Origin of the sequence: Syntrophotalea acetylenivorans (assembly GCF_001887775.1) — a bacterium.
In the GTDB taxonomy this organism is placed as follows: domain Bacteria; phylum Desulfobacterota; class Desulfuromonadia; order Desulfuromonadales; family Syntrophotaleaceae; genus Syntrophotalea_A; species Syntrophotalea_A acetylenivorans.
On the sequence record NZ_CP015519.1, the window covers coordinates 1,982,378 to 2,007,230 of the forward strand.

The window sequence follows — 24,853 nt, forward strand, 5'->3', positions numbered from 1 at the left end:
TTTGACCTGCAACGGGTTCAACCTTATTATCTTGTAGTTGTCTGATCGCTACCTATTTCAATTCAATCGAAGGAGACCTCAATGGGGCGCAAGGCTGTTTTTGGCAAGTGTAAGGCGCTGTACGGGCGCACGATTCTGGCCGCTGTTCTGGCTCTGATCCTTTCTGGCTGCGGAGCCACCCTGCTGGGTGGCAACAAGGCTGAAATCAGCTCTGTTATCTGGAAGCACCGCGACCAATTTGTACGCATTGAATCTCAAGACCGCGGCAATACCACGCCCCCTGCCAATGATCACCCGGCGAATCTCTCCACCGAACAAATTCAGAACATGCTCGGCTCGCTGAATGTGCAATTTGAGGGCAATGAAAAGCCAGTGTCAGTCTTCACCTTCAAGGAACTGGAGATTCTGGGCGAAGCTATTAGTAGTGGCCTGGCCCAGGCCGGTCCCCGCGAAGATGTGACCTTCGCCATTACCGGCATTCACCGTGATTTTATCTCTTTCAACTCAGACCGTGCCGTCTCCACCTATCGCGTCTTTGTTGAAAATGGTCAGTTCAACCTGATTATCGGCACCCTGCATGAAGAGTACATTGAAAACACCGAACGCCGCCTGTACCCCCTCGTCCCCGGAACTCGTAAATACACTCCGCCGAATCCTCGAAGAATAATCAAGACCTGGCAGGTAATGCCCGAGGCGGGCCTGGAAACAAAAACCATCGACGGCCGCGAGCGCCACGACTGGCTGGTACTGAATACCGACCCGGAACTCTGGAAATCCGCCATGGCTGAGAAAAAGGAAGCCAAGGAAACCGCCAAGGAAGCCTTCCGCGAAGCCAGCCAAGTACGAGAAGAAAGCGCACAGCTTGAAGTTGAACAACAGAAGCTGCGTAGCGAATTGCAGGAAATGAAGCAAACCATCGAGCAGATGAAGCAGGCTCCCGCAGCCAGCGCACCTGCCCCTGTTGCCGCCCCTGCACCTGCCGCACCGGCCGGTATAGATAAGATCGAGCAGCGCCTGCAGATTCTGCAGCGACTGAAGTCCAAGGGCCTGATCAACGAGCAGGAATTCCGCGCCAAGAAGCAGGAAATCCTCGACAGCATCTGATCGTCTTCATCGAGCAATTGAGATCAAGGAAAAGGGGGCTTTTGCCCCCTTTTCTGTATTAAACTTGTCTTGTCCTGCACCGATCTTAAGTTTCCTCAATCCTTCGAAAGCCGGCGAACTGATGCAATTGGACTATCAAATTGAATTTTTACCACGAAGATCACGAAGTCCACGAAGGACAAAACCATAAGGGCTTGTTTTGTTGGCACTTCTTCGTGATCTTCGTGTCCTTCGTGGTTCAAGCTTTTAGATTCAGCTTTTTTGCCACAAGGGCCTAAAAGCACAAAAAGGTCGAAGAGGAAATCTAATCGTTCTCCGCGGTAAATTGCCTAGACCTTCAACAGGAATCAACCCATGGGCTACAGAAATCTCTCCGAATGCGTGTACGATCTGGAAAAAACCGGCCAACTGATCCGCATCGACACCGAGCTCGACGCCAATCTGGAGATCGCCGCCGTACAGCGCCGGGTCTATCAATCTGGCGGCCCGGCCCTGCTCTTTACCCGGGTCAAAGGCTGCTCTTTCCCCATGCTCGGAAATCTGTTCGGCACCCTGGAGAGAACTCGGTTTCTATTTCGCGACACCCTGCCAGCGGTTCTGCACCTTCTGTCCCTGAAAACCGACCCAATGCGGCTGATGAAATCCCCGGCAGCTTGGCCCGGGACCCTGCGAGGCACCCTCAACCTGCTGCCTCGCAAAGTATCCAGGGGGCCGGCACTCGACTGCCAAACCCGCATTGAGAATCTACCCCAGCTCGTATCGTGGCCCAAGGACGGCGGGCCCTTTATCACCCTGCCACAGGTCTATTCGGAAAGCGTCAGCCGACCCGGTTGGCGCCATTCCAATCTCGGCATGTATCGCGTGCAACTGGCCGGCAACCAATACCGCCCCAACGAAGAGGTCGGCCTCCACTACCAGATCCACCGCGGCATCGGCTGCCACCACACCGAAGCCTTGGAGCAAGGCAAGCCTTTCCGCGTCAACATCTTCATTGGCGGTCCGCCGGCCCTGACCATGGCAGCGGTCATGCCCCTGCCCGAAGGCATGCCGGAGCTCTGCTTTGCCGGCCTGCTCGGTGGACGGCGAGTTCCGCTGATCTGTCAGCCCGGCCAACTGCCGGTGCCTGCCGAGGTCGACTTCTGTATCAGCGGCACGGTAATCCCGAACAAGACCCTGCCGGAAGGACCCTTTGGCGACCATCTAGGCTACTACAGCCTGCAGCATGATTTTCCGGTCCTGGCAGTGGACCGGGTCACGCATCGGCGCGGCGCCATCTGGCCCTTTACCAGCGTCGGTCGACCGCCCCAGGAAGACAGCACCTTCGGCGCCTTTATTCACGAACTGACCGGACCGCTGATCCCTGAATTAGTGCCCGGCGTAAAAGCGGTACATGCCGTCGACGCCGCAGGTGTCCATCCGCTGTTGCTGGCCATCGGCAGCGAACGTTATGCTCCCTTCGCCGAACAGCAGGCCCCGCAGGAGCTATTGACCCAGGCCAGCGCCCTGCTTGGAACCGGCCAACTTTCCCTTGCCAAATACCTGTTCATCGTAGCCGGTCAGGACAACCCACAGCTGGACATTCATGATGTGCCGGCTTTTTTCAGTCACCTGCTGGAACGGGTGGACTGGCAACGGGATCTGCACTTTCACACCCGCACTACCATCGATACTCTGGACTATTCCGGCAGCGGGTTTCAGCAAGGCTCCAAGCTGGTGATCGCAGCAACAGGTCCGGTGCAGCGGCAATTGCCTTGCGAACTGCCTGGAGACCTCTTTCTTCCGGCCGGGTTCCGCAAGCCGCGTATCGTGCTGCCCGGAGTTCTGGTTATTGAGGCCCCAGCCCACCACGCCCCTCGCGGCGAGGCCGATACAGCAGCACAGTCCTTTTGCAACGCAATCGACCCGGAGCAAAGTATCAATGGTTTTCCGCTGATCGTATTGACGGATGACAGCGACTGGACCGCCCGGAATCTGAACAACTTTCTCTGGGCCACCTTTACCCGCTCCGATCCGGCTGTCGACAGTTACGGTATCGGCGCGCATACAGTCTCTAAACATTGGGGTTGTAGCGGATCATTGGTGATCGATGCTCGGCGCAAGGGACATCATGCGCCGGCACTGGAAGATGATCCAGTGATTGAAAAGAAGGTGGATGCTCTTGGGGCGCCCGGTGGACCGCTGCATGGGGTTATTTGACGTTATTCGGTATGCCCGATGCCGTCAAACCATAAACCATAAACCATAAACCATGAACCATGAACCATGAACCATGAACGGCGGGTCGCGGCCCGCCAACCGCCATACTTTTTGTCCAAGCCAACAAAAAGTATGCAAAAAATGGCTGCCACTGCGTGGGGCATGCTGTCACGAATGTTCGGAGAAGGCTAACAAACCTTGAGACATCTCACCGAGTCTTCAATTTCTTTGGCCGGCCCCTCTTCCGAAAGCTGGTTACTAAAACGATCGATCTGTTTCTCTTACCAATAGTGGTCGAAGGGGCTGTTGGGTTTTAAAACCAACAACGCATATGCAATGTCATCAGGCCTCCTTCTGCTGTTCCCGCCTGTGCGCTGGCCAATCACAGGGGAGGTAACCAGGAAGCGAGTTCCCTTTTTAGGTTTCTACGCAGGGGAATCGACACTGCAACTTTCGCGGAGTGGTCGAAGGGGCTGCTGGGCTTTAAAGTCAACAACAACTGAAACCACGGCAATAAAATCGCCGTTGCCTTCTCCCTCCCCCTTGGGTAAGATGTCGCGGTTATCATAAATCAACATGGCTTTCGCCGTGCCTCGAGGATAGAACCATGAAAATCATCGACAACAAACACAGCCTGTGGTCCGCTATCGGCAATACGCCGCTGGTGGAACTGAGCCAGATGCACGACAACCCCAAGGTTCGGATTCTTGCTAAGCTGGAAGGCAACAATCCAGGCGGCAGCGTTAAGGATCGGCCTGCCAGCTTTATGCTGCAAAAAGCTGAGGAATCGGGAGCTTTGCGACCGGGTAAAATCATTCTCGAGCCGACCTCCGGAAATACCGGTATCGCTCTGGCCATGATCGGTGCCGCCAAGGGTTACCGGGTAAAATTGGTCATGCCCGGCTGCGTCAGCAGCGAACGGCGGGCGGTGCTTGAGGCCTACGGTGCAGAAGTGATTTTGTCGCCAGCGGCCGAAGCGACAGATGGGGCCATCCGCATGGCGCACCGGGTTCTTGCCGAAGAACCGGACAAGTATTACATGCCAAACCAGTACGCCAACGAGAACAACCCCCTTTCCCACTATTACACCACCGGTCCGGAAATTTACGCCCAGACCGAGGGCAAGATCGACATGTTCGTCGCCGGCATGGGCACCTCCGGCACCCTGATGGGCATGACCCGCTACCTCAAGGAAAAGGATGCGCGCATTCAAGTGATCGGCGTCGAACCAATTCTGGGTCACAAGGTGCAGGGCCTGAAAAACATGAAAGAAGCCATTGTCCCTGCCATCTATAAAGAATCGCAACTTGACGGCAAAATCGTCATCGACGACGAAACGGCCTTTGAAACAGCCCGTCAACTGGCCGTCAAAGAAGGCGTTTTTGCCGGCATGTCGAGCGGTGCGGCGGTAGCCGGGGCTCTGCACATGGCAAAGCAACTGGATCAAGGGACTATTGTCACCCTGCTGCCTGACCGGGGCGACCGCTACCTGAGCACCACCCTGTTCCGCTCCACCTGCGCCTGCTGCCCGCCCTGATTCAGGCTTTAGAGCAGCAACTGTCTTTCAGCAATATTTCTTTAAGCCCAAAGCTTTCACCACGAAGGACACGAAGAGCACGAAGGTAACCACAAGACCGGCTTGCCTTTTCTTCGTGTGCTTCGTGATCTTCGTGGTAAATATCTGCCCCTCCCCCTAACTCTTCGAATCAACACTGCCCCCACCAACCAACATTGACGGTCATGCAAAAATTTCGACCTCCAAGGCTTGGTGTTTTTTCAGGGACGAAGGCATATCTCTAGTATGTCAAGGCCCAGAAAAAACTCCCTAACGCCGCAAGGCGGACTTTTTGCGACGCCAACAGCATTATTTTCCGCAACAACCAACAACCCGATTGACAAACATCTCGACTAGTTAGATAATTCGTTCACCTAACTAACTAATAAGGTGGCATCCGCTATGACCAAAAAAAAGAGAATGAGTGACATCATCGAAACCGTCGGTCAAGCACTGGTCAACGCCAAGGTAGAAAAATTGCGCAAAATCGGCGCTCCCGAAATCAACCTGACCCAGTTTCAGTACATCAGCGTCATCAACCAGAACGGTGACCTGAGCTTTACCGGCCTGGCCCAGGTCCTGAATCTGAGCAAACCGGCGGTCACCTCGATTATCAACAAGTTGATCGAGCAGGGCTACGTCTACAAACGCCAATCGGAAAAAGACCGGCGAGTTTACCACATTCATCTGACCGAAGAAGGCAAGCAGGTGGCCGACGCTTATGAAGAGTCGCGGCGGGAATACGTCGAGGGCATTCACGGACGCCTGACCGATAGCGAATTCAATCGGTTGCTTGAATTGATGGAAAAGGCTCTGCACTGATACTTTTTTGATTTTATTAGCTTGGCAGACTGCCAAAGCCCCCCCTGAAAGGATAGCTCGCCATGGCCAGTCCACCGAAGTTCAAAACGGCAGTGCCAATTTTCTTCAGCCGCCCTGGACGCTCTTTCTTTCTGGCAGCTTGCCTTCTGGTTCTGCTGCTCGTCGCTCTTCCGGCGGCCGCCGCCCCTCTGCGCATCGGCGTCGTCCTGGATGGCCCCTGGGCCGGAAACGCCCCGCTGCTGGATCTGTTCAAGTCAGAGGTTATTGCCCTGACCAGCGGCGAATTCCCGGTCAACTTTCCTGACGACAAAACAATCACCGCCGACTGGACCATGAGCGGGGTTAAAAGAGTGGCCGACAAGCTGTTAAAGGATCCGGAAGTCGACCTGCTATTAGCCATCGGCGTTCTGACATCTCATGATCTGGCCCATCGCGGGCCGCTTCCCAAACCGACGGTGGCACCCTTCACTGTTGACCGCGCCATCCAAGGCTATCCGTTGCAGCAATCGGCCAGCGGAGTCCGCAATTTTTGTTATCTGGCCCCACCCTCACCGATACTTCGGGACATGCAGGTATTTGGCGAGCTTCTGCCCTTTCAGCGCCTGGCGGTCTTGACTAATCGCCCTTACCTCGATGCCATCCCCGCCCTCACCGATGAACTCGCTGCCAACCTGGCCGGAAAAGGCATCGCAATGACCTCTGTCGCCGTCGATTATTCAGCGCAGGCTGCCCTTGCGGCGCTGCCGAAAGATATCGATGCGGTTTACGTCACCCCCCTGTTGCGCCTGCCACAGACTGAACTTCAGATATTGATAGATGGACTCAAGGCCCGGGGATTGCCGAGCTTTTCCTATTTCGGCCATAGCGAAGTGCAGCAGGGCATCTTGGCCGGCGCCGCGCCGAAGTCGGATTTTCCGCGCCTGGCCCGGCGCACCGCCCTGACCATCCAAAGCATCCTGCTGGGCAAAGACCCGGGCAAGCTGCCGGTCTTTTTTTCCCAGGAAGACCGTCTGAGCATCAACATGCGCACCGCCCGAGCCATCGGATTTTCCCCGACCTGGGAGCAGCTTATTGAGGCGGAACTGATCGCTGAAGAAACCAATGGTCCGACCCGGATATTGACCTTGGCGGAAACCGTCAATGAGGCCATGAAACTTAATCTCGACCTGGCGGCAGCCGATCGTCGCATCGCCGCCGGCGAAGCCGAGGTCCGCAAGGCTCGGGCCGCACTGCTGCCTCAGTTGGCGGTTGTCGCTAACGGTCTGCTCCTCGATGAAGATCGAGCGGAAGCCAGCTTCGGCAGACAGGCCGAACGGTCGGTAACCGGGACGCTGGTATTGGAACAATCCCTCTATTCGGAAGCACGGCGGACCAATTACCATGTGCAGGGACAACAGCAGGAGGCCAGGCTGCAGGAACGCCGGCAACTGCGCCTCGATATCGTCCAGGCTGCCGCCACCGGCTATCTCAACGTGCTGCGCGCCAAGACTCTGCAAACGATCCAGTCCAATAATCTGCAAGTGACCCGGTCAAATCTGACCTTGGCCCGTCGTCGCCAGACGGTGGGATTTAGCGGGCCCGCCGAAGTCTACCGTTGGGAGAGCCAGCTGGCACGGGACCGCAAAGCAGTCGTACAGGCAGCAACCCAGCGCTCCCTGGCTGAAATCGCCCTCAACCGCCTGCTGCAACGCCCTGCGGAAGAGGCCTTCACCACGGCGGAAATCGATCTTGGAGCCCCCGAGTTTCTGGTTTCCAATCAACGCCTCGCACCATACCTGTCCACACCGGCTGCCTTTACCCGCTATCGTGACTTCATGGTCGAGGAAGGGTTGACCGAAATCCCGGAGTTGAAGCGTATCGACCGGGCTATCGATGCTCAAGAACGTATCCGTCTGGCAGCTCGGCGGTCATTCTGGACCCCGGAAGTCTCCCTTCGAGCCGACCTCAGCGAACAACTCTACGAGGGGGGTGCAGGGGTTGACTCACCTTTCTCCGACATCCTTCTGCCCATCGAGATACCCCAGGCTAACGACACCGACTGGAGTGTCGGTCTCAATCTGACATTGCCGCTATTCACCAGCGGAGCCCGTACTGGGGAGTTGCAGCAGGCCAATGAAGAACTGGCACGGCTTTATCTCGAACGTCAGGCATTCTCAGACCGTTTTGAGCAGCGAATCCGCTCGGCATTACAGCGCGCACGGGCCTCTCACACGATTATCGGCTTATCGAGTCAAGGGGCGACAGCCGCCCGCAAAAACCTCGATTTAGTGACGGATGCCTATTCCCGAGGCCTGGTATCGGTTATCGAATTGATCGATGCCCAAAATGCCGCGCTGGTCGCCGATAGCCTGGCGGCCAGCGCAGTCTATGACTTTTTTATCGATCTGATGGAAGTACAGCGCGCCGTCGGTCGCTTCGATTTTTTCCTCGGCCCTCAACAGAGGGAAGACTGGTTTGGTCGCCTGGAAGAATTTTGGCGACGAAATGACACTGCAGCCCCTTGAACCAACAAAAAATGTTTAGCAAGTACTTATAGGAATGGCTAAGTAAAAATTTTTCCCTACAAGGCGTAGTGGTTTTTCAGGGGTGAAGGCATACATAGAGTATGTCAAAGTCCTGAAAAAACGCTGCAACGCAGTAGGGGGAGATTTTTTCGACGCCATCAAGGAGACATACCTCATGATAAGCCGCAACCTGCTGGCGTTACTGCTGCCCCTGTGTCTGCTCGCCTGCGGAAGTGAACCCGCCCAGCAGCCGGAGCTAATCCGGCCGATCCGTTATCAGAAAGTCAAACCGGGAAGCAGCCTGCTGAAACGGACCTTTTCCGGCATGGCCCAGGCGGGCGTGGAATCACGGCTCAGTTTTCGGGTCTCCGGTGCCGTAGAAGAAGTGGCGGTCCAGGTTGGAGATAAGGTCAAAAAAGGTCAACTGATCGCCCGCCTCGATGCCACCGACTATCGGCTTCAGGTACAGGAGGCGCAGGCGGCCCTGGCCAATGCGCGAGCCCAGGCCCGCAACGCCGAAGCGAATTACGAGCGGGTGAGGGGGCTGTACGAAAACCGCAACGCTTCCCGCAACGATCTGGATGCTGCCCGGGCCGCCAACGAATCGGCCGAGGCGCAGGTTCGGGCCAGCAAGACACGCCTGGAACTGGCCCGTTCCCAACAGGCCTATACCCGACTTACCGCCCCCAGCGCCGGCGCCATCGCCAGCGTTCCCATCGAGATCAACGAAAACATCGCCGCTGGCCAGATGGTGGCGCTGCTGACCTCCGGTGCCCTAACCGAGGTCGGTTGCACCGTACCGGAGAGCCTTATCACCCAGATCAAACAGAAGATGTCCGTCGAAGTTTTCTTTGACGCTTTGCCCGAACGGAAGTTTTCGGCCACGGTGACCGAAGTCGGCGTCGCGGCCACCGGCCAGGGGACCACCTTTCCAGTCACCGTACGACTTGAGAAAAGCTCGGGGATGATCCGTCCCGGCATGGCAGCGACCATTATTTTCCTCTTGCCTAAAGCCGGCAACAACAACCCGGTTCTCGTAGTTCCAGAAGCTATCGGTGAAGATCGCAAGGGGCGCTTCGCCTTTGTGGTCGAATCCGGCAAGGACGGGTTGGGGATCATTCATCGGCGGGCCGTTACGGTGGGCGAACTGACCTCGGAGGGTCTGGAAGTTCTCAGCGGACTGCAAGACTCTGATCTGGTCGTTACCGCCGGTATCAGTCGCATTCACGAAGGACAACAGGTTCAAATTCTCGCCGGCAACGAGGTACAGCCATGAATCTGACCCGCTCCGCTCTGGAAAAAAACCGGGTAACTCTGGTCGCCCTGCTGGTTGTCGCCCTGGCCGGTCTGTTCTATTTTTCCACCCTGCCCCGTGCCGAAGATCCCGGTTTCGTGGTGCGAGTGGCCCAGGTGCTGACGTATTTCCCCGGAGCCAGCCCCGAGCGGGTTGAGCAACTGGTTACCGACAAGCTGGAAAAGGTCATACAGGAAATCCCCCAGATCGACTACATCGAAAGCGAATCGAAACCGGGCGTTTCGGTCATCTGGGTCAACATCCTTGAGCGTCACAAAGAGATGCGCCCTATCTGGGACGACCTGCGACGCAAGGTTACCCGGGCTACCGGCGAACTTCCCGACGAAGTGGTCGGCCCCTTTGTCAACGATGAGTTCGGCGACATCTTCGGTATTATCGTCGCCATCAGTGGGGAAGATTTCAGCTATGCCGAACTCAAGGAAATGGCTGACGATTGCCGCAATGATCTATTGCTGAATCCACACATCGCCAAGGTCGACATTCAGGGTATTCAGCAGGAACGGATTTTTGTCGAATATCAAAACGCCCGACTGGCGGAACTTGGACTATCCCCCTTTCAGCTCAAAGGCATTCTTGAAGCCCGCAACATCATTATTCCCGGTGGCGAAATCTTTACCGACCGGGAACAGATCGTCCTTGAGCCGACCGGCAACTTTGATTCGGTGGCCGACCTCAAGCGTACGGTCATCACCTTGCCCGGCCGGGATGGAGTCGTCTACCTGGAAGACATTGTCGACATTCGGCGCGACTATATCGACCCGCCGACCAGCCGAGTCCACTACAAAGGTAAACCGGCCTTAACCCTGGCCCTTAACCTGCGCGAAGGTGGCGACATGCTGGCCCTTGGCGATGACGTCAAACGGGCTCTGGAACGCTTCCGCCAGGCATATCCCGTGGGCGTCGATTTCGACATCGTGGCCTTTCAGCCCGAGCACGTGAAACGCAAAGTCGACGAGTTTGTCACCAACCTGCTGCAGGCCATGGTCATCGTGCTGGTGGTGATGCTTATTTTTCTTGGGTTGCGCACCGGCCTGGCGGTATCCAGCCTGATTCCCATGGCAATGATCATGGCTTTACTGGTGATGGGCCTGCTCGGCATCGGCATCGACCAGATGTCCCTGGCAGCCATGATCATCGCCCTGGGCATGCTGGTCGACAACGCCATCGTCATGTCCGAATCGGTCATGGTTTTGATGGGCGAGGGCAAATCGGCCGTCGAAGCGGCCATCGAGTCGGCTCAGGAGTTGAAAATTCCCCTGCTGACCTCCTCCCTGACCACGGCCGCGGCGTTTCTACCCATCTATCTGGCCAAATCATCGACGGGAGAATACACTGCCCCGCTGTTTAAGGTGGTCACCATCACCCTGCTCTCGTCCTGGCTCCTGTCGCTGACCATGACCCCGCTCTTTTGCGTCTATTTCATTCGGGTCAAGAAGAACACCGAACAGGGCAGCTACAACAATACCTTTTATCGCCGCTATCGCGGTTTCTTACTTTTCATACTACGCAACCGGTTGCTTACCCTGGTCACTGTACTCCTGATTTTTATGGTGGCCATGGCCAGCTTCCGTTTTGTGCCGAAGATGTTCTTTCCGCCCCACAACAAACCGATCTTCAGCGCCGAACTGCGCCTGCCCGTCGGCACCCCGTTGAAACGCATGGAAGCGGTGGTACAGCAAATCGAAGACTTCATGCAGGCAGAAATGATGGCCGATCCGAAACAGGACAAGGAAGGCCTGGTCAGTTGGGTCAGTTACATCGGCTCCGGTGCTCCCCGCTATATGCTGCCCTACTCCCCCGAGGCACCAAGCCCCGAATACACCTATATGCTCATCAACGGCAGCAGCCGCGATCACAACCTGGCCGAGATGATTCCGCGCCTGGAACGCTACTGCCTGAACAATTTTCCCGATCTGACACCCAAGATTCGCCCGCTGATTCTCGGCCCACCCATCGAAAATCCCGTGGAAGTGCGACTTTCGGGCAAGGATACCGACCGCCTTTTCGATCTGGCACAACAGACCAAGGAGCAATTGGCCAATATTCCCGGCAGCCGCAATATCACTGACAACTGGGGCGCCCGGACTAAAAAGCTGGTAGTACAGATCAATCAGCCACGGGCGTTGCGGGCCGGTCTTACCAGTCGGGACATCGCCGTATCGCTGCAGACGATTCTGAGCGGGATTCAAACCACCGAATATCGCGAAGAGGACGAGTTGATTCCCGTCACTCTGCGCTCAGTAGCAGCAGATCGCAAAGACATCGGCAAACTGGAAAGCCATAACATCTACGTGCAGCAGACCGGCCAATCGGTGCCTTTGAAACAGGTAGCCGACATCAATATCGCCTGGCAGCCGGGAAAAATCATCCGCCGCGACCGGGTTCGGACCATTACCGTGCAATCCAACATCGACAGCGGCGCCAATGCCATCGCCATCGGTCAGCAAATCGATGGCTGGCTCAAAGAGCAAAGCCGCAATTGGCCCTTTGGCGACAAATACCAACTCGGAGGCGAGATCGAAACCTCCGGGAAAGCCAATAAATCGATCGCTGTCAATCTGCCCTTGACCACATTACTGATCTTGTTGCTGCTGGTTGGACAGTTCAACTCGCTGCGCCGACCGCTGATCATTCTACTGACCATCCCCCTGGGCATGATTGGAGTAACCTTCGGCCTCCTGGTAACCGGCTCCTACTTTGGCTTTATGACCCTGCTGGGCATCATTGCTCTGTGCGGTATCGTCATCAACAACGCCATTGTCCTGATCGATCGCATCAATATTGAAATCGACGAGCACGGCCAAGACCCGGCCACAGCAATTCTTGAATCGGCCCAGCGCCGCCTGCGGCCGATTCTGCTCACCACAGCCACCACCATGGGCGGCCTTTTGCCCCTGTGGCTGAGCGGCGGGCCCATGTGGGAGCCGATGGCTATCTCCATCATCTTTGGTCTGCTGTTTGCCACCATTCTGACCCTTGGCCTGGTACCGGTACTCTACAGCCTCTTATTCCGGGTCAACTTTCGTAACTTTACCTATCGGTCGCCCGACGGCCGGATCTGATTTGGTGCGATTCCCTTTTAGGTATCCATAAAAGAGATTTCCGAAACGACAGGGCCCCGGCAACAGCCGGGGCCCTGTTCTCATAAGGAGCAATCTCATTCAGAAGGTTAGTCTCCCTTTCAGCGGGAACCACAGAGGACAACATATCGGCATTTCATATACGGTGTTGGTTTTAAACCCAGCAGCCCCTTCGACCACTGTTGGCAAGAAAAGCAGACCGAGCGTTTTAGCAATAACCTTTGAAGGAAGGGCCGCCCAAAGAAATTGCTGCTACCGTAAATGGCAGCAGGGCTATTAGCCTTCTCCTTACCTACGCGAACGCATGCTCCACGCAGTGGCAGCCACTTTTTGCCTACTTTTTGTTGGCTTGGACAAAAAGTAGGGCGGCTGGCGGGCCGCCACCCGCCGGTTCTGTCAGCCAGGTCCCTGATCATCAACCAAAGCCTCAAAACCGGCAATCACATCAAACAACTCTTCCGTCACGCTGTTCTGGCGCAGAGCGTGATAATCCGCGCGAAAGTCCGCACGCATCTCTTCAATGTTTTTCTCGGCCCGTTGCATAGCCGCCAACCGCGCCGCGTTCTCCGCCGCCAGGGACCCGGCAAAGGCTCCAAACAACGAGACAAAAAGATACTCGGCGATCAAAGCGGCAAACAGGGGCTGCCAGGGTGGAGAGTAGAGAGGAAGACAACGACCCGGCCACCGTTGGCCGCTCATGGTGGCGAGCCACTGATCATCGGGGGGCAGCAAATCAACCTGCAGCCGTTCATAATGAGTCGCCCTGGCTGGCGCATTATGAAACAGCAGCAAACGGGTTTCGCCGTGCTGGCTGCGCCTGGCTTCAAAACGTAGCAGCACCTCCTGCACAGCCCCGGTGATGGCCTGGGCCGAGGTGGGAAGACGAAAGACTTCCTCCGCCTCTTCTAGACGCTGAGCAAGCCCTGCGGCCACCTTTTCACCCACCGCCCAAACCGTGCAGCGATCATCCTCCCGACGCCTCTGGCGATAAACCGTTTCGACCCCGTCGAGTACCAACTCATTGAAACGGCCGACCATCCCCTGATCCGAACCAAAAACCAGCAACACCGTCTGACGGGGAATTTTAATCGACCCAACCAACGGTCGATCACGCAAAACGGCTTGCAAACCCATTTCCACGGTCCGGTAATAATCGTCCAGAGAACGTAGCGACCGTTCATATTGATGAATATTAACCGCTGCCATGGTCTTCATGGTACGCACCACGGTATAAAGATCGTCGGCGCTGCGAATGCGCCGATGCAGCTCAAGCAGGGCCTGACTCATAGTATTTCCTTCAGGGAATCAGCGGCAATCTTCTGCAAGGCTCGCAGATCATCTTCTTCGAGTTTTTCGCCCCCCTCGATTCGGGCCGAAATCTCCGGCAGCAGCGCCAACGCCTCGCAAACCTGGTTTTCGGCCCGGGCCATGTCCGATTCGGCAATTTCATCGAATAGACCACAATTGACCGCATGCAAAACCATCACCTGCTCAACGGCGGTTCGCGACGCACACTGGCCCTGTTTAAGCACGGCCCGTACCCGCCGACCGCGGTTCAACAGCTGGCGGGTCGCATCATCAAGCCGGGTCCCGAAGCGGGAAAAAGCTTCCAACTCCGTAAACTGGGCGTAGGCCAGACGCAAATCACCGACCACCGCGCGATAAGCGGGCAGTTGAGCTTTGCCGCCAACCCGTGAGACCGAGCGGGTAATATCGACGGCCGGCAGCTGCCCCTTCTGAAAAAGTCCGGGGGACAGATAGATCTGACCGTCGGTGATGGAAATCAGGTTGGTGGGGATATAGGCGGCAAGGTTCTGTGCTTCGGTTTCGATGATCGGTAAGGCCGTCAGGGAACCGCCTCCACCCTGCTCCTTGAGGCGGGTGGCCCGTTCCAGCAATCGAGAATGGATATAGAAGATGTCACCGGGGAAGGCTTCCCGGCCAGGGGGCCGGCGCAAAAGCAGGGACAGCTCGCGATAGGCCCGGGCATGACGGGTCAAGTCATCGTAGACCACCAGAACATCCCGCCCCTGCTCCATAAAATATTCGGCAATGGTCGTCGCGGCATAGGGGGCAATATATTGCTGCCCCGGAGGGTCGTCCCCCTCGGCAACCACCACCACGGTATAATCCATTGCCCCCTTTTCCCGCAACTGCGCTACCACGGAAGCGACACTGGACGCCCGCTGGCCGATAGCGCAATAAACGCACAACACCCCTTTGTCGTGCTGATTAATGATAGTATCGACAGCCACGGCCGTCTTGCCGGTCTGGCGATCACCGAGAATTAGCTCGCGCTGACCGCGACCGATGGGAACCAGGGCATCGATCACCTTGATGCCGGTAAACAACGGTTCGGACACCGGCAGCCGCTCCATGATCGCCGGCGCCGATCGTTCCAACGGTCTCCGCTCATGATAGGGGAGAGGGCCAGCTCCGTCCCGGGCCTGCCCGAGAGGATCGACTACCCGGCCGAGGAGCCCCTCACCCACCGCCACATCGAGCACCCGGTCGGTTCGGACCACCTCGTCACCAGCATGCAAGGCATCGTAATCACCGAGCATTGCCACCCCGATCCCCCGGCTGTCGATATCAAAAGCCAGCCCCAACACGCCACCGGGAAAAGCCAGCAGCTCTTCGCTGCGAACCGTATCGAGACCTTGAACCCTGGCAATACCACGGCCGACATAGACTATTTTCCCTACCTGCTGCAATAACAACTGCGGCCCCATAGTGGCCATGGTCTGGCGGAGAACTTGGAGAGTTTCATCCAGCAGAATGCTGTAACTGCTCATCAACTCCTCCCGGTATCCCCTGCAGCAGCCTCTATCTCTTCGAATTGCCTGTCGACCTGCTGCTCCAGTTCATTAAAGTAACTGTCCACTCCCCAGGATAATTTCAAGCCGCCAAAGATCAGTTCGATGCCGAGGGGCATCTCTTCTTCGGTACGATAGCTGATAATCAACTCCTGGCCGAGGACCCTGCGCAGTTCGTTTTCGAGATTGCGACGGATATCTTCGCCCAGAGCTACCGCGCTTCGCACAAGAATTCCGGATTTTTCCGCAGCCACACGACAGTTCGCCTGCTGGGTCTCGCCCAAGGCCGAGAAACGGGCGATAAAACGCTCTGCCAACAGGGTAGTCAGATCGCAACCGGTTAGATCGTCGAGGGATTTACGGGCAATTTGCAATACCTCGCTACCAATGCGTTTTTTCAGTTCAGCCATGAACATCTGCCGGTCCCGACAGACGGAAGCCTTCCAGGCCTTCGCCAGTTCGGAGGCTTCAGTACGCCCTTGATCAATGAGTTGCTGACGGTGCAAAGCAGCTTCTTCCGCAGCCTGGCGCAGACCTTCAGCCCGTCCTTCTTCGAGCTCCCGATTGAGGCGCTGATATTCGGCGGCCTCTTTTCTGGCTGTTTCCTGCTCTTGATGGGCCTCCTGCAACCGGCTTTCGATTCGGGCTTCACGATGATCCATTGCCTGGATGATCGGCCCGTAAAGGAACCGTTTCAACAACCAGATCAGCAGCAGGAAGTTGACCGCTTGGGCTGCGACGGTGAACCAGTCGATGAGCATGGGCTAGCCTCCCGCCGACTGGCCGAGAAAGTGCTGCCAAAAGGGGTTGGCAAAGATGAGAATCATGGCCACGACAAAACAGTAAATGGCCGTCGACTCGACCATCGCCAGCCCGACAAACAGGGTGCGGGTGATGGTGTTGGCTTCATCAGGCTGCTGAGCCAGGGCACTAAGGGCCTGAGCCAGAGCCCGCCCTTCACCAAGAGCCGGGCCGATGGCGCCGATGGCAATACACAATCCGGCCGAGACGATTGAGGAAACGGCCACCCATCCGAGACTATCCATGTGAACCTCCTTGTCCGGCACCCTCCCGAACCAGTTGCACCTTAGCTGCCGCGGCAATATAGACCGCTGCCAAAATGGCAAAGATATATGCTTGAATGACGCCGGTAATCAGCCCGAGTAATTGCATGACCACCGGAAAAAACAATGGCGTTACCGACAGCAGAATGCCAGCAATCATGCTGCCGCTCATGATGTTGCCGAACAGTCGCACCGCCAGAGCCAGAGTACGGGACAGTTCGCCGAGGATATTGAAGGGCAGCATAAAGATCGAGGGCTGGATATACAGCCCGAAAAAGCCGCGCAAGCCCCGCCGCCGAATCCCCCACCAGGGCACAGCTACAAAAACGCTGATCGCCAGGGCCGCGGTAGTCGACAAAGAGCCTGTGGGCGGCCGATAGCCCGGAACCACCGCCAGCAAATTTGCAAAAAGCACAAAGACAAACAGGGTGCCGAGAAAGGGCAGAAACTCCCTGGGTGGAGACAAGCCCATGTCGGCAATCTGCTGCTCGATCCCAGAGACAAGCACTTCCAGCAGGTTCTGCCAGCGGCTGAGTTTTCCGTCATCCCGCAAACGCCGGGTCACCAGCACTGAACCGACTGTCAGCAAAAGCATATTCAGCCAGGTCAGAACAATAGTGATGTTGAGCTTGGCGAAACCTGTCTGCCAGAGGATGATGCTGTCGGGGCTGAGTTCCATCACGTATCCTGTTTGTCGTCACGAACCGGTGGCGCTGTTTGCGTCCGCTTAGCAAACAACCACAACTGACGGGACAGCATAAAACCAGCGCCGGCAGCCAATAAATCCTTAGTGCCCCCGGCCGCCAGCAGATAGAATCCGGCCAGTACCAGTGTTAACCGAAACAGCAGACTCAAAGCGTAGAAACGGTAGGGCGAACGGACTCTGGGTAATCGGCGAACGGTCAACCACAGCCCGGCAAAAAAAATTGCTCCCAATGCTGCCCCGGCCGCCAGTGCCATACCTAATCCTGTCAAGTCAGTCCCGGTCATTTCGATCCTCCTCTTGCGGTTCATCACGATCCCTGGTGATTTCACTGCGCTCTCGGCTCACCCAAACCCAGGCATTGAGGCAGCCAAGGGCCATTCCGATTACCAACAGCATCAGGGTCCAGGAATAGGGGCCCGGCCAGCGCCGGTCGATCCAGACGCCCAGGGCCGTCAGGCTCACCGTCGGGACAGCCACCGACCAGCCGACCAGGCCGAACATGCCGAGTCCGAACCAGGACGGTCGCTCTCCCTGTTGTCTTGCCCTTAGAAATCTACTGCGCCGGGCAACCAGACGGCGACGAAACTGTTCCTCTGCCAGGGGCTTCCCCCCCCGACGTCTTGGTTGCTCATCAGGACTCATTTCAACTCCATGAAACGCCGCAAGAAATCGGCTTCCAACCGGGTCATGGCCGACCGGACCATGCGCTGCTGATCGTCCAGGACCCCAAAACGTTCATCGACGATATTCAGTAAATCTTCCAGGCTTGGCCCAAACACAGCATTGCGCACCGAAACGGTAACCTGGGCACCGTATTTAACCAGCACTCCCTGGTCGATGGCGACAAACCCTTCAACACCCTCCTGTTGCTCCACAAAATAGAGCAGCCCTGCCACCAGGGGGGCAACAAAATCGATGTGCCGTGGGCGCAAGCAGAAAGAGCCGTTTTGTCCTTCGGCCGTCAGGCTGGAAATTTCCCGTTCCAGCAACACCTCAGTCGGTATCAGAACCTTAAGATTCATGGTTCCGCCTGTTGAGATTGTTCCATCTCCTGCAAGCGCCGGGCAGCCTCGTCTATCCCGCCAATCATGAACAACAGCTGTTCCGGTGCTTCGTTGAATTCATCATTAAGAATCCGTTCGCAACCGCTCAAAGCCTCTTCCAGGGCGACGCTGCGACCGTCGAGACCGGTGAACTGTTCGGTGGTATAAAAGGGCTGGGTAAAAAACCGCTCCAGGCGCCGCGCCTGCAACACGGTTCGGCGGTCTTCCCAGGACAATTCCTCAAAACCAAGCATGGCAATGATATCTTTCAGCTCTTCGTATCCGGCCAAGGTCTGTCGCACGGCTCGCGCAATCTCATAGTGCCGCTCTCCCACCACGGTTGGGGTCAGCATCTTGGAACCGGAGTTCAGTAGATCCACAGCGGGATAAAGACCCTCCCCGGCCCGTTTACGGGAGAGAACGATGGATGCCGAAAGGTGGGAAAAAGTGTGCACCGCAGCCGGATCAGTAAAATCATCCGCCGGCACATAAACTGCCTGGATCGAGGTGATGGCGCCCCGCCGGGTGTTACCGATACGCTCCTGCAGTTCAGCCAGTTCGGTCGCCAGCGTTGGCTGATAACCGAGCCGCGAAGGCATCAGACCGAGCATACCCGACAGCTCCATCCCTGCCTGAATAAAACGGAAGATATTATCCACCAGCAGCAACACGTCCTGGCCGAGATCGTCGCGGAAGTACTCGGCCATGGTTACCGCCGCCAGACCGACCCGAAAACGGGCGCCGGGCGGTTCGTTCATCTGGCCGAAGACCATCACCGTATTGTCCAACACTTCGGATTCCTGCATCTGCCGATACAGTTCTTCCCCCTCCCGACAGCGTTCGCCAATGCCGCAGAAGATCGACACGCCTTCGTGCTGGCCGACCATGTTGTGAATCAGTTCGGTGATCAATACCGTCTTGCCCACCCCGGCGCCACCGAACAGACCGGCCTTGCCGCCCCGCTCCAGGGGGCCAAAACATCGATAGCCTTGATGCCGGTAGAGAATATTTCCGTTTTGGTGGCCCGTTCGGCCAGGGCGAGGGGGCGCCCGTGTACCGAGCGTCGAATACAGTTGGCCGGTTCTTCCCCGCAATCGATTGGCTGGCCGAAAACGTTGAATACCCGTCCCAGGACGCCTTTGCCCACCGGCGCGGTCAGGGGAAGCCCCGTTGCTGTTACCTTGGATCCCAGGGCCAGACCATGAGTCGTGGTAAGGGCCGTACCCCGCACCAGGTTATCCGTCAGGTGAAGTGCCACTTCGAGAACGATCTGTTCCCCGTCTCCTGCCAACAGCAATGAATTGAGGGCCGGCAAATTCTTCTCGAAAAGAACATCTACCACTCCACCTCGAATCGCGACGACCTGGCCGCAGCAGGTTTGATCCCCGGTCATGGCCTGTTCCTTCTTTGCTGCAAGTGATGATCTGATGACGACTCGGTAAAAAATGGTTGCAGACAACTTAAAAGAGACAACTGAATCAGCTAACGATTCAACCATTTCAATTCTATCAGGCCAGGCCAAAAAGCAAGTCGTGACACCTGACCGACGGCAGTGACCTTGGCGGTCAACCGGAGGCGGGTTTATTCATACCGAACAAGAGAACGTACAGGCTTAAAAAATCCATCGCCCCCTTGAGGGAACAATCCAAACGTGCTACGTTGGCAACGCTTTTTAACGCTATTGCCAGGAGAGCAGGATGACAAATACACCACAAACCATGATTCTCGGTAGCGGTCGTGCCGTACCGGAGAAAATTCTTACTAACGCCGATCTGGAAAAAATAGTCGACACCAACGATCAATGGATTGTTGAGCGGACCGGAATTCGTGAGCGGCATATTGCCGAAAAGGGTGCCCCCCTTTCCGAACTGGCCGCTGAAGCGGCCCGCAAGGCCATTGAAGACGCCGGACTCGAAGCGAAAGATATAGATCTGATCATTCTCGCTACCGTCACTGGCGATATGAAATTTCCGGCTACAGCCTGCTTCATTCAAGAACTGATAGGCGCCAAAAACGCTGCGGCCTTCGACATCTCTGCGGCCTGCTCCGGTTTCATTTATGCTTTACAAATCGCCGACGGCATGTTGCGCAGCCAAACCTACCGTCATGCCTTGGTGATTGGAGCAGAAATTCTGACCTCAATGGTCGATTGGGAGGATCGCAATACCTGCGTGTTGTTCGGAGACGGAGCCGGAGCTGTCGTTCTCGGACCAAGCCAGGACGAACGCGGCATTATCTCTACCCACCTTGGCAGCAACGGGGCCCACCACAACCTGCTGTACAATGCCGGTTGCGGTTGCATCAACATGCCGACAGTGGAAAACGTACAGCAAAAGATTCACACCCTGCACATGGAAGGCAAAGAAGTTTTTCGCCATGCGGTGGTTGCCATGAGCAAAGCGATTAAAAACGCTCTTAAGCAAGCCGATATGACCAGCGATCAGCTCGATCTGGTTATCTCTCACCAAGCCAACCTGCGCATCATCGAGGCTCTGGCCAAGCGACTTAAGATCAGCAGCGAACAGACCTATGTCAATGTCGATCGATATGGCAACACATCTGCCGCCTCCATACCTATCGCCCTCGACGAAGCCCGACGCAACGGTGTGGTTAAAGAAGGATCTTTGGTCGGCCTGGTCGCTTTCGGGGCCGGTTTCACCTGGGCCGGCGGAATTATTCGGCTCTGATTTAGTACCCGTTTTAAGCTAGACGCTCAAAAAGAAAGCCCTTTGCCAACCAGGCAAAGGGCTTTCTTTTTTGCTAAATCTGGTTATGCACTTTGCTCAAATTGAAATTTCACACCCTTCCCTCTCTACAACAGAATAATCAGAAGCATTCGGTCCACGGAAAACACGGTATGGTTTGAGACTTTTTCAGTGTGTTCCGTGTATTCCGTGGACCAGGAAGGGTTTTCTGTGAGCAGTCCCCTAGAGGCAAATGCACAACCAGATTTCTCAAATAAAAACTTCTGGCAAAACTCTCACCCACCCCACTAAAAAAGGAGCCGGTGCAAAGCACCGACTCCCTAAAGATAAACCACGGGGAGTAATCCCCGCTATTCAGCTTTTATTAGAAAGGCATGGGCCACAGACCCAGAACGGCAAAAGCCGGGATCATCAAACCGATGAATGCCCAGATGATCAGCGAGTAAGCCAGCAGCTTGGCGCTGAACTTGCCGTAGCAGACCAGGAATACTTCCAGAGTCAGAACGGTGTAACCTACAGAGCAGAGAGAGAAGTAGGTGAACTGACCTTCGGGTCCACGGAACAGGAAAATAAAGAAGAAGGAGATGATCATGGCGACCAAGCTGACGTTACCGACAGCTTTCAAGTCTTCCAAACCGGCCAGCAGGGCATAAGCCACAGTACAGTACAACAGACCATGAGCAAACAACAGTGCGCTAACCGCGCCATTACCATCGATACCATGCAGGAATGCACTTACGACAACGCAGGCACCTACGAAAGCAGTAACGGCTCCGGTGCCTTTGGCATCACCGTGTCCCAGGTACAGAAAGGCTACGGGCAACCACATCGACATGATAAGGATAAGTGTTGGTGCTGTTAAGTTCATTTCGTCTTTCCTCCCATACAGTTGTTAAATAAATACAGCGCTCCTAATCCAATACAACGGCAGACCCTGACCGATACCGACTATCCAACCGCCTCCTGCCGCCTACCGTCCCCTGACCGTTCGCCCTCCCAAGCGGCAGATCAAATAAAGACTAAAGAGACAGCAACGGTCCGAAAAACGACACCGGACAAAAGCAGCAAACCATCCGTCCAATCGCAAAAGCGATCAATAAACAACACAGAAAAGGGGCTTGTTTATCTTCCGCAAACATCGCAGGTTTATATCCTGTACCCGGTAAGGACACCACCTGCACCCCAACAAAAGGATGTTACTGCCATTAATACTGCTGGCCTGCTTTGAACATTTCGAGCAGCCGACGCCTCAAGCACCGCACCAGATTGCACCCCACGTGACGCAACACCCAAACGATTACTCCCTATCGGGACCAACTTGGAGGTTACGCTTTTCCACTGGCAGGTAACTTTTCGACTCCGGCCTACCGAAAATAAACCATTGTTTTATGTGCTCGGAATATCGATGCCACAACCACCAAAAAAAAGCAAGCGGTTAATTCACATTGTTCCCTCTTCTTGCCGAAGAAATAAACCACATTTTCACAAAATTGCAAGCGCGCAATCCTGTTGCACACCGCCTAAACCTGGAGCGCAATGTAACGGCCGGCAGGTCTGCCCCTGCCTGAAAGCCCTTATCAGTCAGTTCGCAACACCGTAAACATATCAATACAATATGTATTTCCCCCCTCTTTCAGCCCCTCTTTTCCCAGCTGCTGACTTGTTTATCCTTTAGACATCTCACTTCAACCCTCAACACAAAACCACAACAGAAGTTCTCCCAATGAAACAACGGCATAAAGAAACGATAAGACATTGTTTCATTGCTTTGCCAGCGAACCAAGATCTGCATCCTTTGGCGGCCATCTTTTACTTGCCAACCAGACAATAAATAAAACGATTCTGGTATTAATTTAAACAAAGCCTTAAGGCAGCGACGTCCCCTATTATTCGGGCTATCCAACAGCCTCCCGAAGTACAGCATTTTTTGTTTGCAGCTTTGCCATTTGCCTGATATACGGGCTATGTTATAGTTTCACCTGAATTTATTATTTTTTATGGAGGTTTAGTTCAGCATGAAAATATTTATTTTTACCGCACTCACGGTCATCGCCCTATGCGGATGCGCCATGTTCACCTCCTGGAAGGCCATTCCGCCTCCGGGGGGCTGTGACCAGTGCCACACGGTGCCCATCAGCGCTAATTGGACCGTTGCCTACACCCCTGCCACCCTAAGCGACGAAAGCGGCAAGTATTCATGGCAGACGGAAGAATCTATCCTGCCGGAACAGGAATCACCCATGCAGCAACAAAAAGTTTCCGGGGAACCCTGTTTTCGTTGCCACCGCGGACCGAGCAAGGCGCACACGGAACGCATGGGCCGCTACCACCACTAACACCATCATCTGATTTCATAAAAAGGGCCCTCCTTCCGGCAGGGTCCTTTTTACTTTCACCAACCCGGGACTCTCATCGCAGGATAATTCGATGCCCATTGTCCGCCACACCAAGATCATTGCCACCGTCGGTCCGGCCTCACAGTCGGAAGAGCAACTGTTAAAGCTGATGGAAGCCGGTGCCGACATTTTTCGTCTGAATTTTTCTCACGGTGATCACGCCAGCAAAAAACTGGTTATTGAACGCATTCGGCGCCTTTCGCAACAACGGCAACGGGCAGTGGCCATCATCGGAGACCTGCAGGGTCCGAAAATACGTATCGGAAACCTTGTAAACGATGGGATAATTCTCGCCGATGGCCAGGAAATCATTCTTTCGACCAGAGAACTGGTGAACGACCGGCAGCGAATTCCGGTTCTTTTTGACGGGCTGGCCAAAGAGGTCGAGCCCGGGCAACCCATTCTCCTCGACGACGGACTGATTGAGCTGGAGGTTCTCGACACGACCTCCAACGAGGTTCGATGCAAAGTTCGCAGCGGCGGCCTCTTGAAAAGCCGCAAGGGTGTCAATTTACCCGAAACCCGTCTTTCCCTACCGGCCTTCACCGAGCAGGACCGAAAAGACATCGCCTTTGCCATCGGCGCAGACCTCGACTATCTTGCCCTGTCCTTTGTTCGCACTTCTCGGGACGTGCAGTCGCTGAAAAGCCATCTCTCCAGCCTGGGAGCCGACCTGCCGATCATCGCCAAGATCGAAAAACCCCAAGCTTTGGCTGATTTCACAGGGATTCTTGAAGTGTCCGATGGCATCATGGTGGCCCGAGGCGACCTGGGGGTTGAAATCGGTCCGGAACAGGTTCCGCTGATCCAGAAGCAGATTATCCGTCAGTGCCGCGAAGCGGGAAAACCGGTGATTACCGCCACCCAGATGCTCGAAAGCATGGTCACCCAGCCGAGACCGACACGGGCTGAAGCTTCCGATGTGGCCAACGCAATTCTCGACGGGAGCGACGCGATCATGCTCTCTGCGGAAACAGCTGTAGGGCAATACCCTGCAGAGGCCGTTGCTTTTATGAACCGCATGGCACAAAGGGTTGAAAATGACCTTACACTGCACGATACGATCTTCAACTTCTATCCCGCCGACAGTGGCTCAAGCAGCCTGTCCGATGCTATAGGGGAAGCCGCCTGCCGTACCGCGACCAGCATTGAGGCAACGGCCATTCTGGCCTTCACCCAGACTGGCGCCACCGCCGCCCGAGTGGCCCGCTACCGTCCGAGCAAGCCCATTTACGCCATTACCCCCTCGCGCAGCGTACGCCGCAGACTGACCCTTTATGCCGGGGTTCGCTCCCTGCAAGTCGATTTCCAGGGAGACACCGAGGCCCAAATCCGCTCACTGGAAAAAGCCGTTCTTGAGGCGGGCGTGCTGAAGCGAGGCGATCTGGTGATCATCACCATGGGCAGCCCTTTGGCCGCCCACGGCACCACCAATCTGATGAAAGTTCATCGACTGGGCAGCAGCTCTCACGAACCGGCCGATTGAGGACATCTTGACCCCGCACCCCCTGCTGGCTTATGCTCCACTTCTCAAACGACAGAGAAAG

General features: G+C 55.8%; 20 protein-coding genes and 1 pseudogene. 10 read left to right on the forward strand and 11 right to left on the reverse strand.

Going from position 1 to position 24,853, the window contains the following annotated elements; genetic code table 11:
- Nucleotides 1-81: 81 nt before the first annotated feature.
- On the forward strand, nucleotides 82-1,104 hold the full coding sequence (locus A7E78_RS09085) for an SHOCT domain-containing protein (protein ID WP_072283919.1): 1,023 nt from the start codon (nucleotides 82-84) through the stop codon (nucleotides 1,102-1,104).
- Between the two features lie 354 nt (nucleotides 1,105-1,458).
- On the forward strand, nucleotides 1,459-3,300 hold the full coding sequence (locus tag A7E78_RS09090; protein ID WP_072283920.1) for a UbiD family decarboxylase: 1,842 nt from the start codon (nucleotides 1,459-1,461) through the stop codon (nucleotides 3,298-3,300).
- A gap of 425 nt (nucleotides 3,301-3,725) precedes the next feature.
- Here A7E78_RS09090 and A7E78_RS15060 read toward each other — a convergent pair whose 3' ends face one another.
- Nucleotides 3,726-3,878: a hypothetical protein gene (locus A7E78_RS15060; RefSeq protein ID WP_158516094.1), complete on the reverse strand. Its 153-nt coding sequence runs from the start codon at nucleotides 3,876-3,878 to the stop codon at nucleotides 3,726-3,728.
- A 29-nt stretch (nucleotides 3,879-3,907) separates the two neighbouring features.
- Here A7E78_RS15060 and A7E78_RS09095 point away from each other — a divergent pair, with 29 nt between their 5' ends.
- From A7E78_RS09095 to A7E78_RS09115, 5 genes are all read left to right on the forward strand, one after another.
- Nucleotides 3,908-4,837, forward strand: coding sequence for a PLP-dependent cysteine synthase family protein (locus tag A7E78_RS09095; protein ID WP_072283921.1), 930 nt, complete (start codon nucleotides 3,908-3,910; stop codon nucleotides 4,835-4,837).
- Nucleotides 4,838-5,257: 420 nt separating this feature from the next.
- Entirely contained in the window at nucleotides 5,258-5,677 is a 420-nt protein-coding gene (locus A7E78_RS09100) for a MarR family winged helix-turn-helix transcriptional regulator (RefSeq protein WP_072283922.1), read from the forward strand.
- A 62-nt stretch (nucleotides 5,678-5,739) separates the two neighbouring features.
- The gene (locus A7E78_RS09105) at nucleotides 5,740-8,181 is read left to right on the forward strand and encodes a TolC family protein (protein ID WP_072283923.1); all 2,442 of its coding nucleotides are present in this window, start codon (nucleotides 5,740-5,742) and stop codon (nucleotides 8,179-8,181) included.
- 175 nt (nucleotides 8,182-8,356) lie between these two features.
- Nucleotides 8,357-9,457: an efflux RND transporter periplasmic adaptor subunit gene (locus A7E78_RS09110; RefSeq protein WP_072283924.1), complete on the forward strand. Its 1,101-nt coding sequence runs from the start codon at nucleotides 8,357-8,359 to the stop codon at nucleotides 9,455-9,457.
- Complete coding sequence (locus A7E78_RS09115; RefSeq protein ID WP_072283925.1) at nucleotides 9,454-12,558, forward strand: efflux RND transporter permease subunit; 3,105 nt, start codon at nucleotides 9,454-9,456, stop codon at nucleotides 12,556-12,558. The genes A7E78_RS09110 and A7E78_RS09115 overlap by 4 nt, the downstream gene beginning before the upstream one ends.
- Before the next feature lie 414 nt (nucleotides 12,559-12,972).
- Here the strand turns inward: A7E78_RS09115 and A7E78_RS09120 are convergent, their stop codons facing one another.
- The 9 genes and pseudogenes from A7E78_RS09120 to atpD all read right to left on the reverse strand — a co-directional run bounded on the left by A7E78_RS09120 (nucleotide 12,973) and on the right by atpD (nucleotide 19,598).
- Nucleotides 12,973-13,863: a F0F1 ATP synthase subunit gamma gene (locus A7E78_RS09120; RefSeq protein WP_072283926.1), complete on the reverse strand. Its 891-nt coding sequence runs from the start codon at nucleotides 13,861-13,863 to the stop codon at nucleotides 12,973-12,975.
- On the reverse strand, nucleotides 13,860-15,371 hold the full coding sequence (locus tag A7E78_RS09125; protein ID WP_083552950.1) for an alternate F1F0 ATPase, F1 subunit alpha: 1,512 nt from the start codon (nucleotides 15,369-15,371) through the stop codon (nucleotides 13,860-13,862). Before A7E78_RS09125 ends, A7E78_RS09120 begins: the two co-directional genes overlap by 4 nt.
- Nucleotides 15,371-16,153, reverse strand: a complete 783-nt coding sequence (locus A7E78_RS09130) for a F0F1 ATP synthase subunit B family protein (protein ID WP_072283928.1) — start codon at nucleotides 16,151-16,153, stop codon at nucleotides 15,371-15,373. Before A7E78_RS09130 ends, A7E78_RS09125 begins: the two co-directional genes overlap by 1 nt.
- A 3-nt stretch (nucleotides 16,154-16,156) precedes the next feature.
- The gene (locus tag A7E78_RS09135; RefSeq protein ID WP_072283929.1) at nucleotides 16,157-16,438 is read right to left on the reverse strand and encodes a F0F1 ATP synthase subunit C; all 282 of its coding nucleotides are present in this window, start codon (nucleotides 16,436-16,438) and stop codon (nucleotides 16,157-16,159) included.
- A complete protein-coding gene (locus tag A7E78_RS09140) occupies nucleotides 16,431-17,135 on the reverse strand; it encodes a F0F1 ATP synthase subunit A (RefSeq protein ID WP_072283930.1) in 705 nt (234 codons plus the stop codon). Before A7E78_RS09140 ends, A7E78_RS09135 begins: the two co-directional genes overlap by 8 nt.
- The gene (locus A7E78_RS09145; protein WP_072283931.1) at nucleotides 17,135-17,446 is read right to left on the reverse strand and encodes an ATP synthase subunit I; all 312 of its coding nucleotides are present in this window, start codon (nucleotides 17,444-17,446) and stop codon (nucleotides 17,135-17,137) included. Before A7E78_RS09145 ends, A7E78_RS09140 begins: the two co-directional genes overlap by 1 nt.
- Entirely contained in the window at nucleotides 17,433-17,804 is a 372-nt protein-coding gene (locus tag A7E78_RS09150; protein ID WP_072283932.1) for an AtpZ/AtpI family protein, read from the reverse strand. Before A7E78_RS09150 ends, A7E78_RS09145 begins: the two co-directional genes overlap by 14 nt.
- Nucleotides 17,801-18,184, reverse strand: coding sequence for a F0F1 ATP synthase subunit epsilon (locus tag A7E78_RS09155; protein WP_072283933.1), 384 nt, complete (start codon nucleotides 18,182-18,184; stop codon nucleotides 17,801-17,803). The genes A7E78_RS09150 and A7E78_RS09155 overlap by 4 nt, the downstream gene beginning before the upstream one ends.
- Nucleotides 18,181-19,598 (reverse strand): annotated as a pseudogene (gene atpD / locus A7E78_RS09160) (F0F1 ATP synthase subunit beta). Before atpD ends, A7E78_RS09155 begins: the two are co-directional and overlap by 4 nt.
- Before the next feature lie 304 nt (nucleotides 19,599-19,902).
- On the opposite strand from atpD, the gene A7E78_RS09165 reads away from it, so the two are divergent.
- Nucleotides 19,903-20,892: a beta-ketoacyl-ACP synthase III gene (locus A7E78_RS09165; RefSeq protein WP_072283934.1), complete on the forward strand. Its 990-nt coding sequence runs from the start codon at nucleotides 19,903-19,905 to the stop codon at nucleotides 20,890-20,892.
- A gap of 382 nt (nucleotides 20,893-21,274) precedes the next feature.
- On the opposite strand, the gene A7E78_RS09170 is transcribed toward A7E78_RS09165, so the two are convergent.
- A complete protein-coding gene (locus A7E78_RS09170) occupies nucleotides 21,275-21,778 on the reverse strand; it encodes a transporter (protein WP_072283935.1) in 504 nt (167 codons plus the stop codon).
- A 1,147-nt stretch (nucleotides 21,779-22,925) separates the two neighbouring features.
- On the opposite strand from A7E78_RS09170, the gene A7E78_RS09175 reads away from it, so the two are divergent.
- Nucleotides 22,926-23,246: a cytochrome C gene (locus tag A7E78_RS09175; RefSeq protein ID WP_072283936.1), complete on the forward strand. Its 321-nt coding sequence runs from the start codon at nucleotides 22,926-22,928 to the stop codon at nucleotides 23,244-23,246.
- A 91-nt stretch (nucleotides 23,247-23,337) separates the two neighbouring features.
- Nucleotides 23,338-24,792, forward strand: coding sequence for a pyruvate kinase (gene pyk / locus A7E78_RS09180; RefSeq protein WP_072283937.1), 1,455 nt, complete (start codon nucleotides 23,338-23,340; stop codon nucleotides 24,790-24,792).
- Nucleotides 24,793-24,853: the final 61 nt, after the last annotated feature.

What these genes read in the sequence shown, in the direction of transcription:
- A7E78_RS09085 (WP_072283919.1), top strand. Translation starts at nt 82, where the DNA reads ATGGGGCGCAAGGCTGTTTTTGGCAAGTGTAAGGCGCTGTACGGGCGC.
- A7E78_RS09090 (WP_072283920.1), top strand. Translation starts at nt 1,459, where the DNA reads ATGGGCTACAGAAATCTCTCCGAATGCGTGTACGATCTGGAAAAAACC.
- A7E78_RS15060 (WP_158516094.1), bottom strand. Translation starts at nt 3,878, where the DNA reads ATGTTGATTTATGATAACCGCGACATCTTACCCAAGGGGGAGGGAGAA.
- A7E78_RS09095 (WP_072283921.1), top strand. Translation starts at nt 3,908, where the DNA reads ATGAAAATCATCGACAACAAACACAGCCTGTGGTCCGCTATCGGCAAT.
- A7E78_RS09100 (WP_072283922.1), top strand. Translation starts at nt 5,258, where the DNA reads ATGACCAAAAAAAAGAGAATGAGTGACATCATCGAAACCGTCGGTCAA.
- A7E78_RS09105 (WP_072283923.1), top strand. Translation starts at nt 5,740, where the DNA reads ATGGCCAGTCCACCGAAGTTCAAAACGGCAGTGCCAATTTTCTTCAGC.
- A7E78_RS09110 (WP_072283924.1), top strand. Translation starts at nt 8,357, where the DNA reads ATGATAAGCCGCAACCTGCTGGCGTTACTGCTGCCCCTGTGTCTGCTC.
- A7E78_RS09115 (WP_072283925.1), top strand. Translation starts at nt 9,454, where the DNA reads ATGAATCTGACCCGCTCCGCTCTGGAAAAAAACCGGGTAACTCTGGTC.
- A7E78_RS09120 (WP_072283926.1), bottom strand. Translation starts at nt 13,863, where the DNA reads ATGAGTCAGGCCCTGCTTGAGCTGCATCGGCGCATTCGCAGCGCCGAC.
- A7E78_RS09125 (WP_083552950.1), bottom strand. Translation starts at nt 15,371, where the DNA reads ATGAGCAGTTACAGCATTCTGCTGGATGAAACTCTCCAAGTTCTCCGC.
- A7E78_RS09130 (WP_072283928.1), bottom strand. Translation starts at nt 16,153, where the DNA reads ATGCTCATCGACTGGTTCACCGTCGCAGCCCAAGCGGTCAACTTCCTG.
- A7E78_RS09135 (WP_072283929.1), bottom strand. Translation starts at nt 16,438, where the DNA reads ATGGATAGTCTCGGATGGGTGGCCGTTTCCTCAATCGTCTCGGCCGGA.
- A7E78_RS09140 (WP_072283930.1), bottom strand. Translation starts at nt 17,135, where the DNA reads ATGGAACTCAGCCCCGACAGCATCATCCTCTGGCAGACAGGTTTCGCC.
- A7E78_RS09145 (WP_072283931.1), bottom strand. Translation starts at nt 17,446, where the DNA reads ATGACCGGGACTGACTTGACAGGATTAGGTATGGCACTGGCGGCCGGG.
- A7E78_RS09150 (WP_072283932.1), bottom strand. Translation starts at nt 17,804, where the DNA reads ATGAGTCCTGATGAGCAACCAAGACGTCGGGGGGGGAAGCCCCTGGCA.
- A7E78_RS09155 (WP_072283933.1), bottom strand. Translation starts at nt 18,184, where the DNA reads ATGAATCTTAAGGTTCTGATACCGACTGAGGTGTTGCTGGAACGGGAA.
- A7E78_RS09165 (WP_072283934.1), top strand. Translation starts at nt 19,903, where the DNA reads ATGACAAATACACCACAAACCATGATTCTCGGTAGCGGTCGTGCCGTA.
- A7E78_RS09170 (WP_072283935.1), bottom strand. Translation starts at nt 21,778, where the DNA reads ATGAACTTAACAGCACCAACACTTATCCTTATCATGTCGATGTGGTTG.
- A7E78_RS09175 (WP_072283936.1), top strand. Translation starts at nt 22,926, where the DNA reads ATGAAAATATTTATTTTTACCGCACTCACGGTCATCGCCCTATGCGGA.
- pyk (WP_072283937.1), top strand. Translation starts at nt 23,338, where the DNA reads ATGCCCATTGTCCGCCACACCAAGATCATTGCCACCGTCGGTCCGGCC.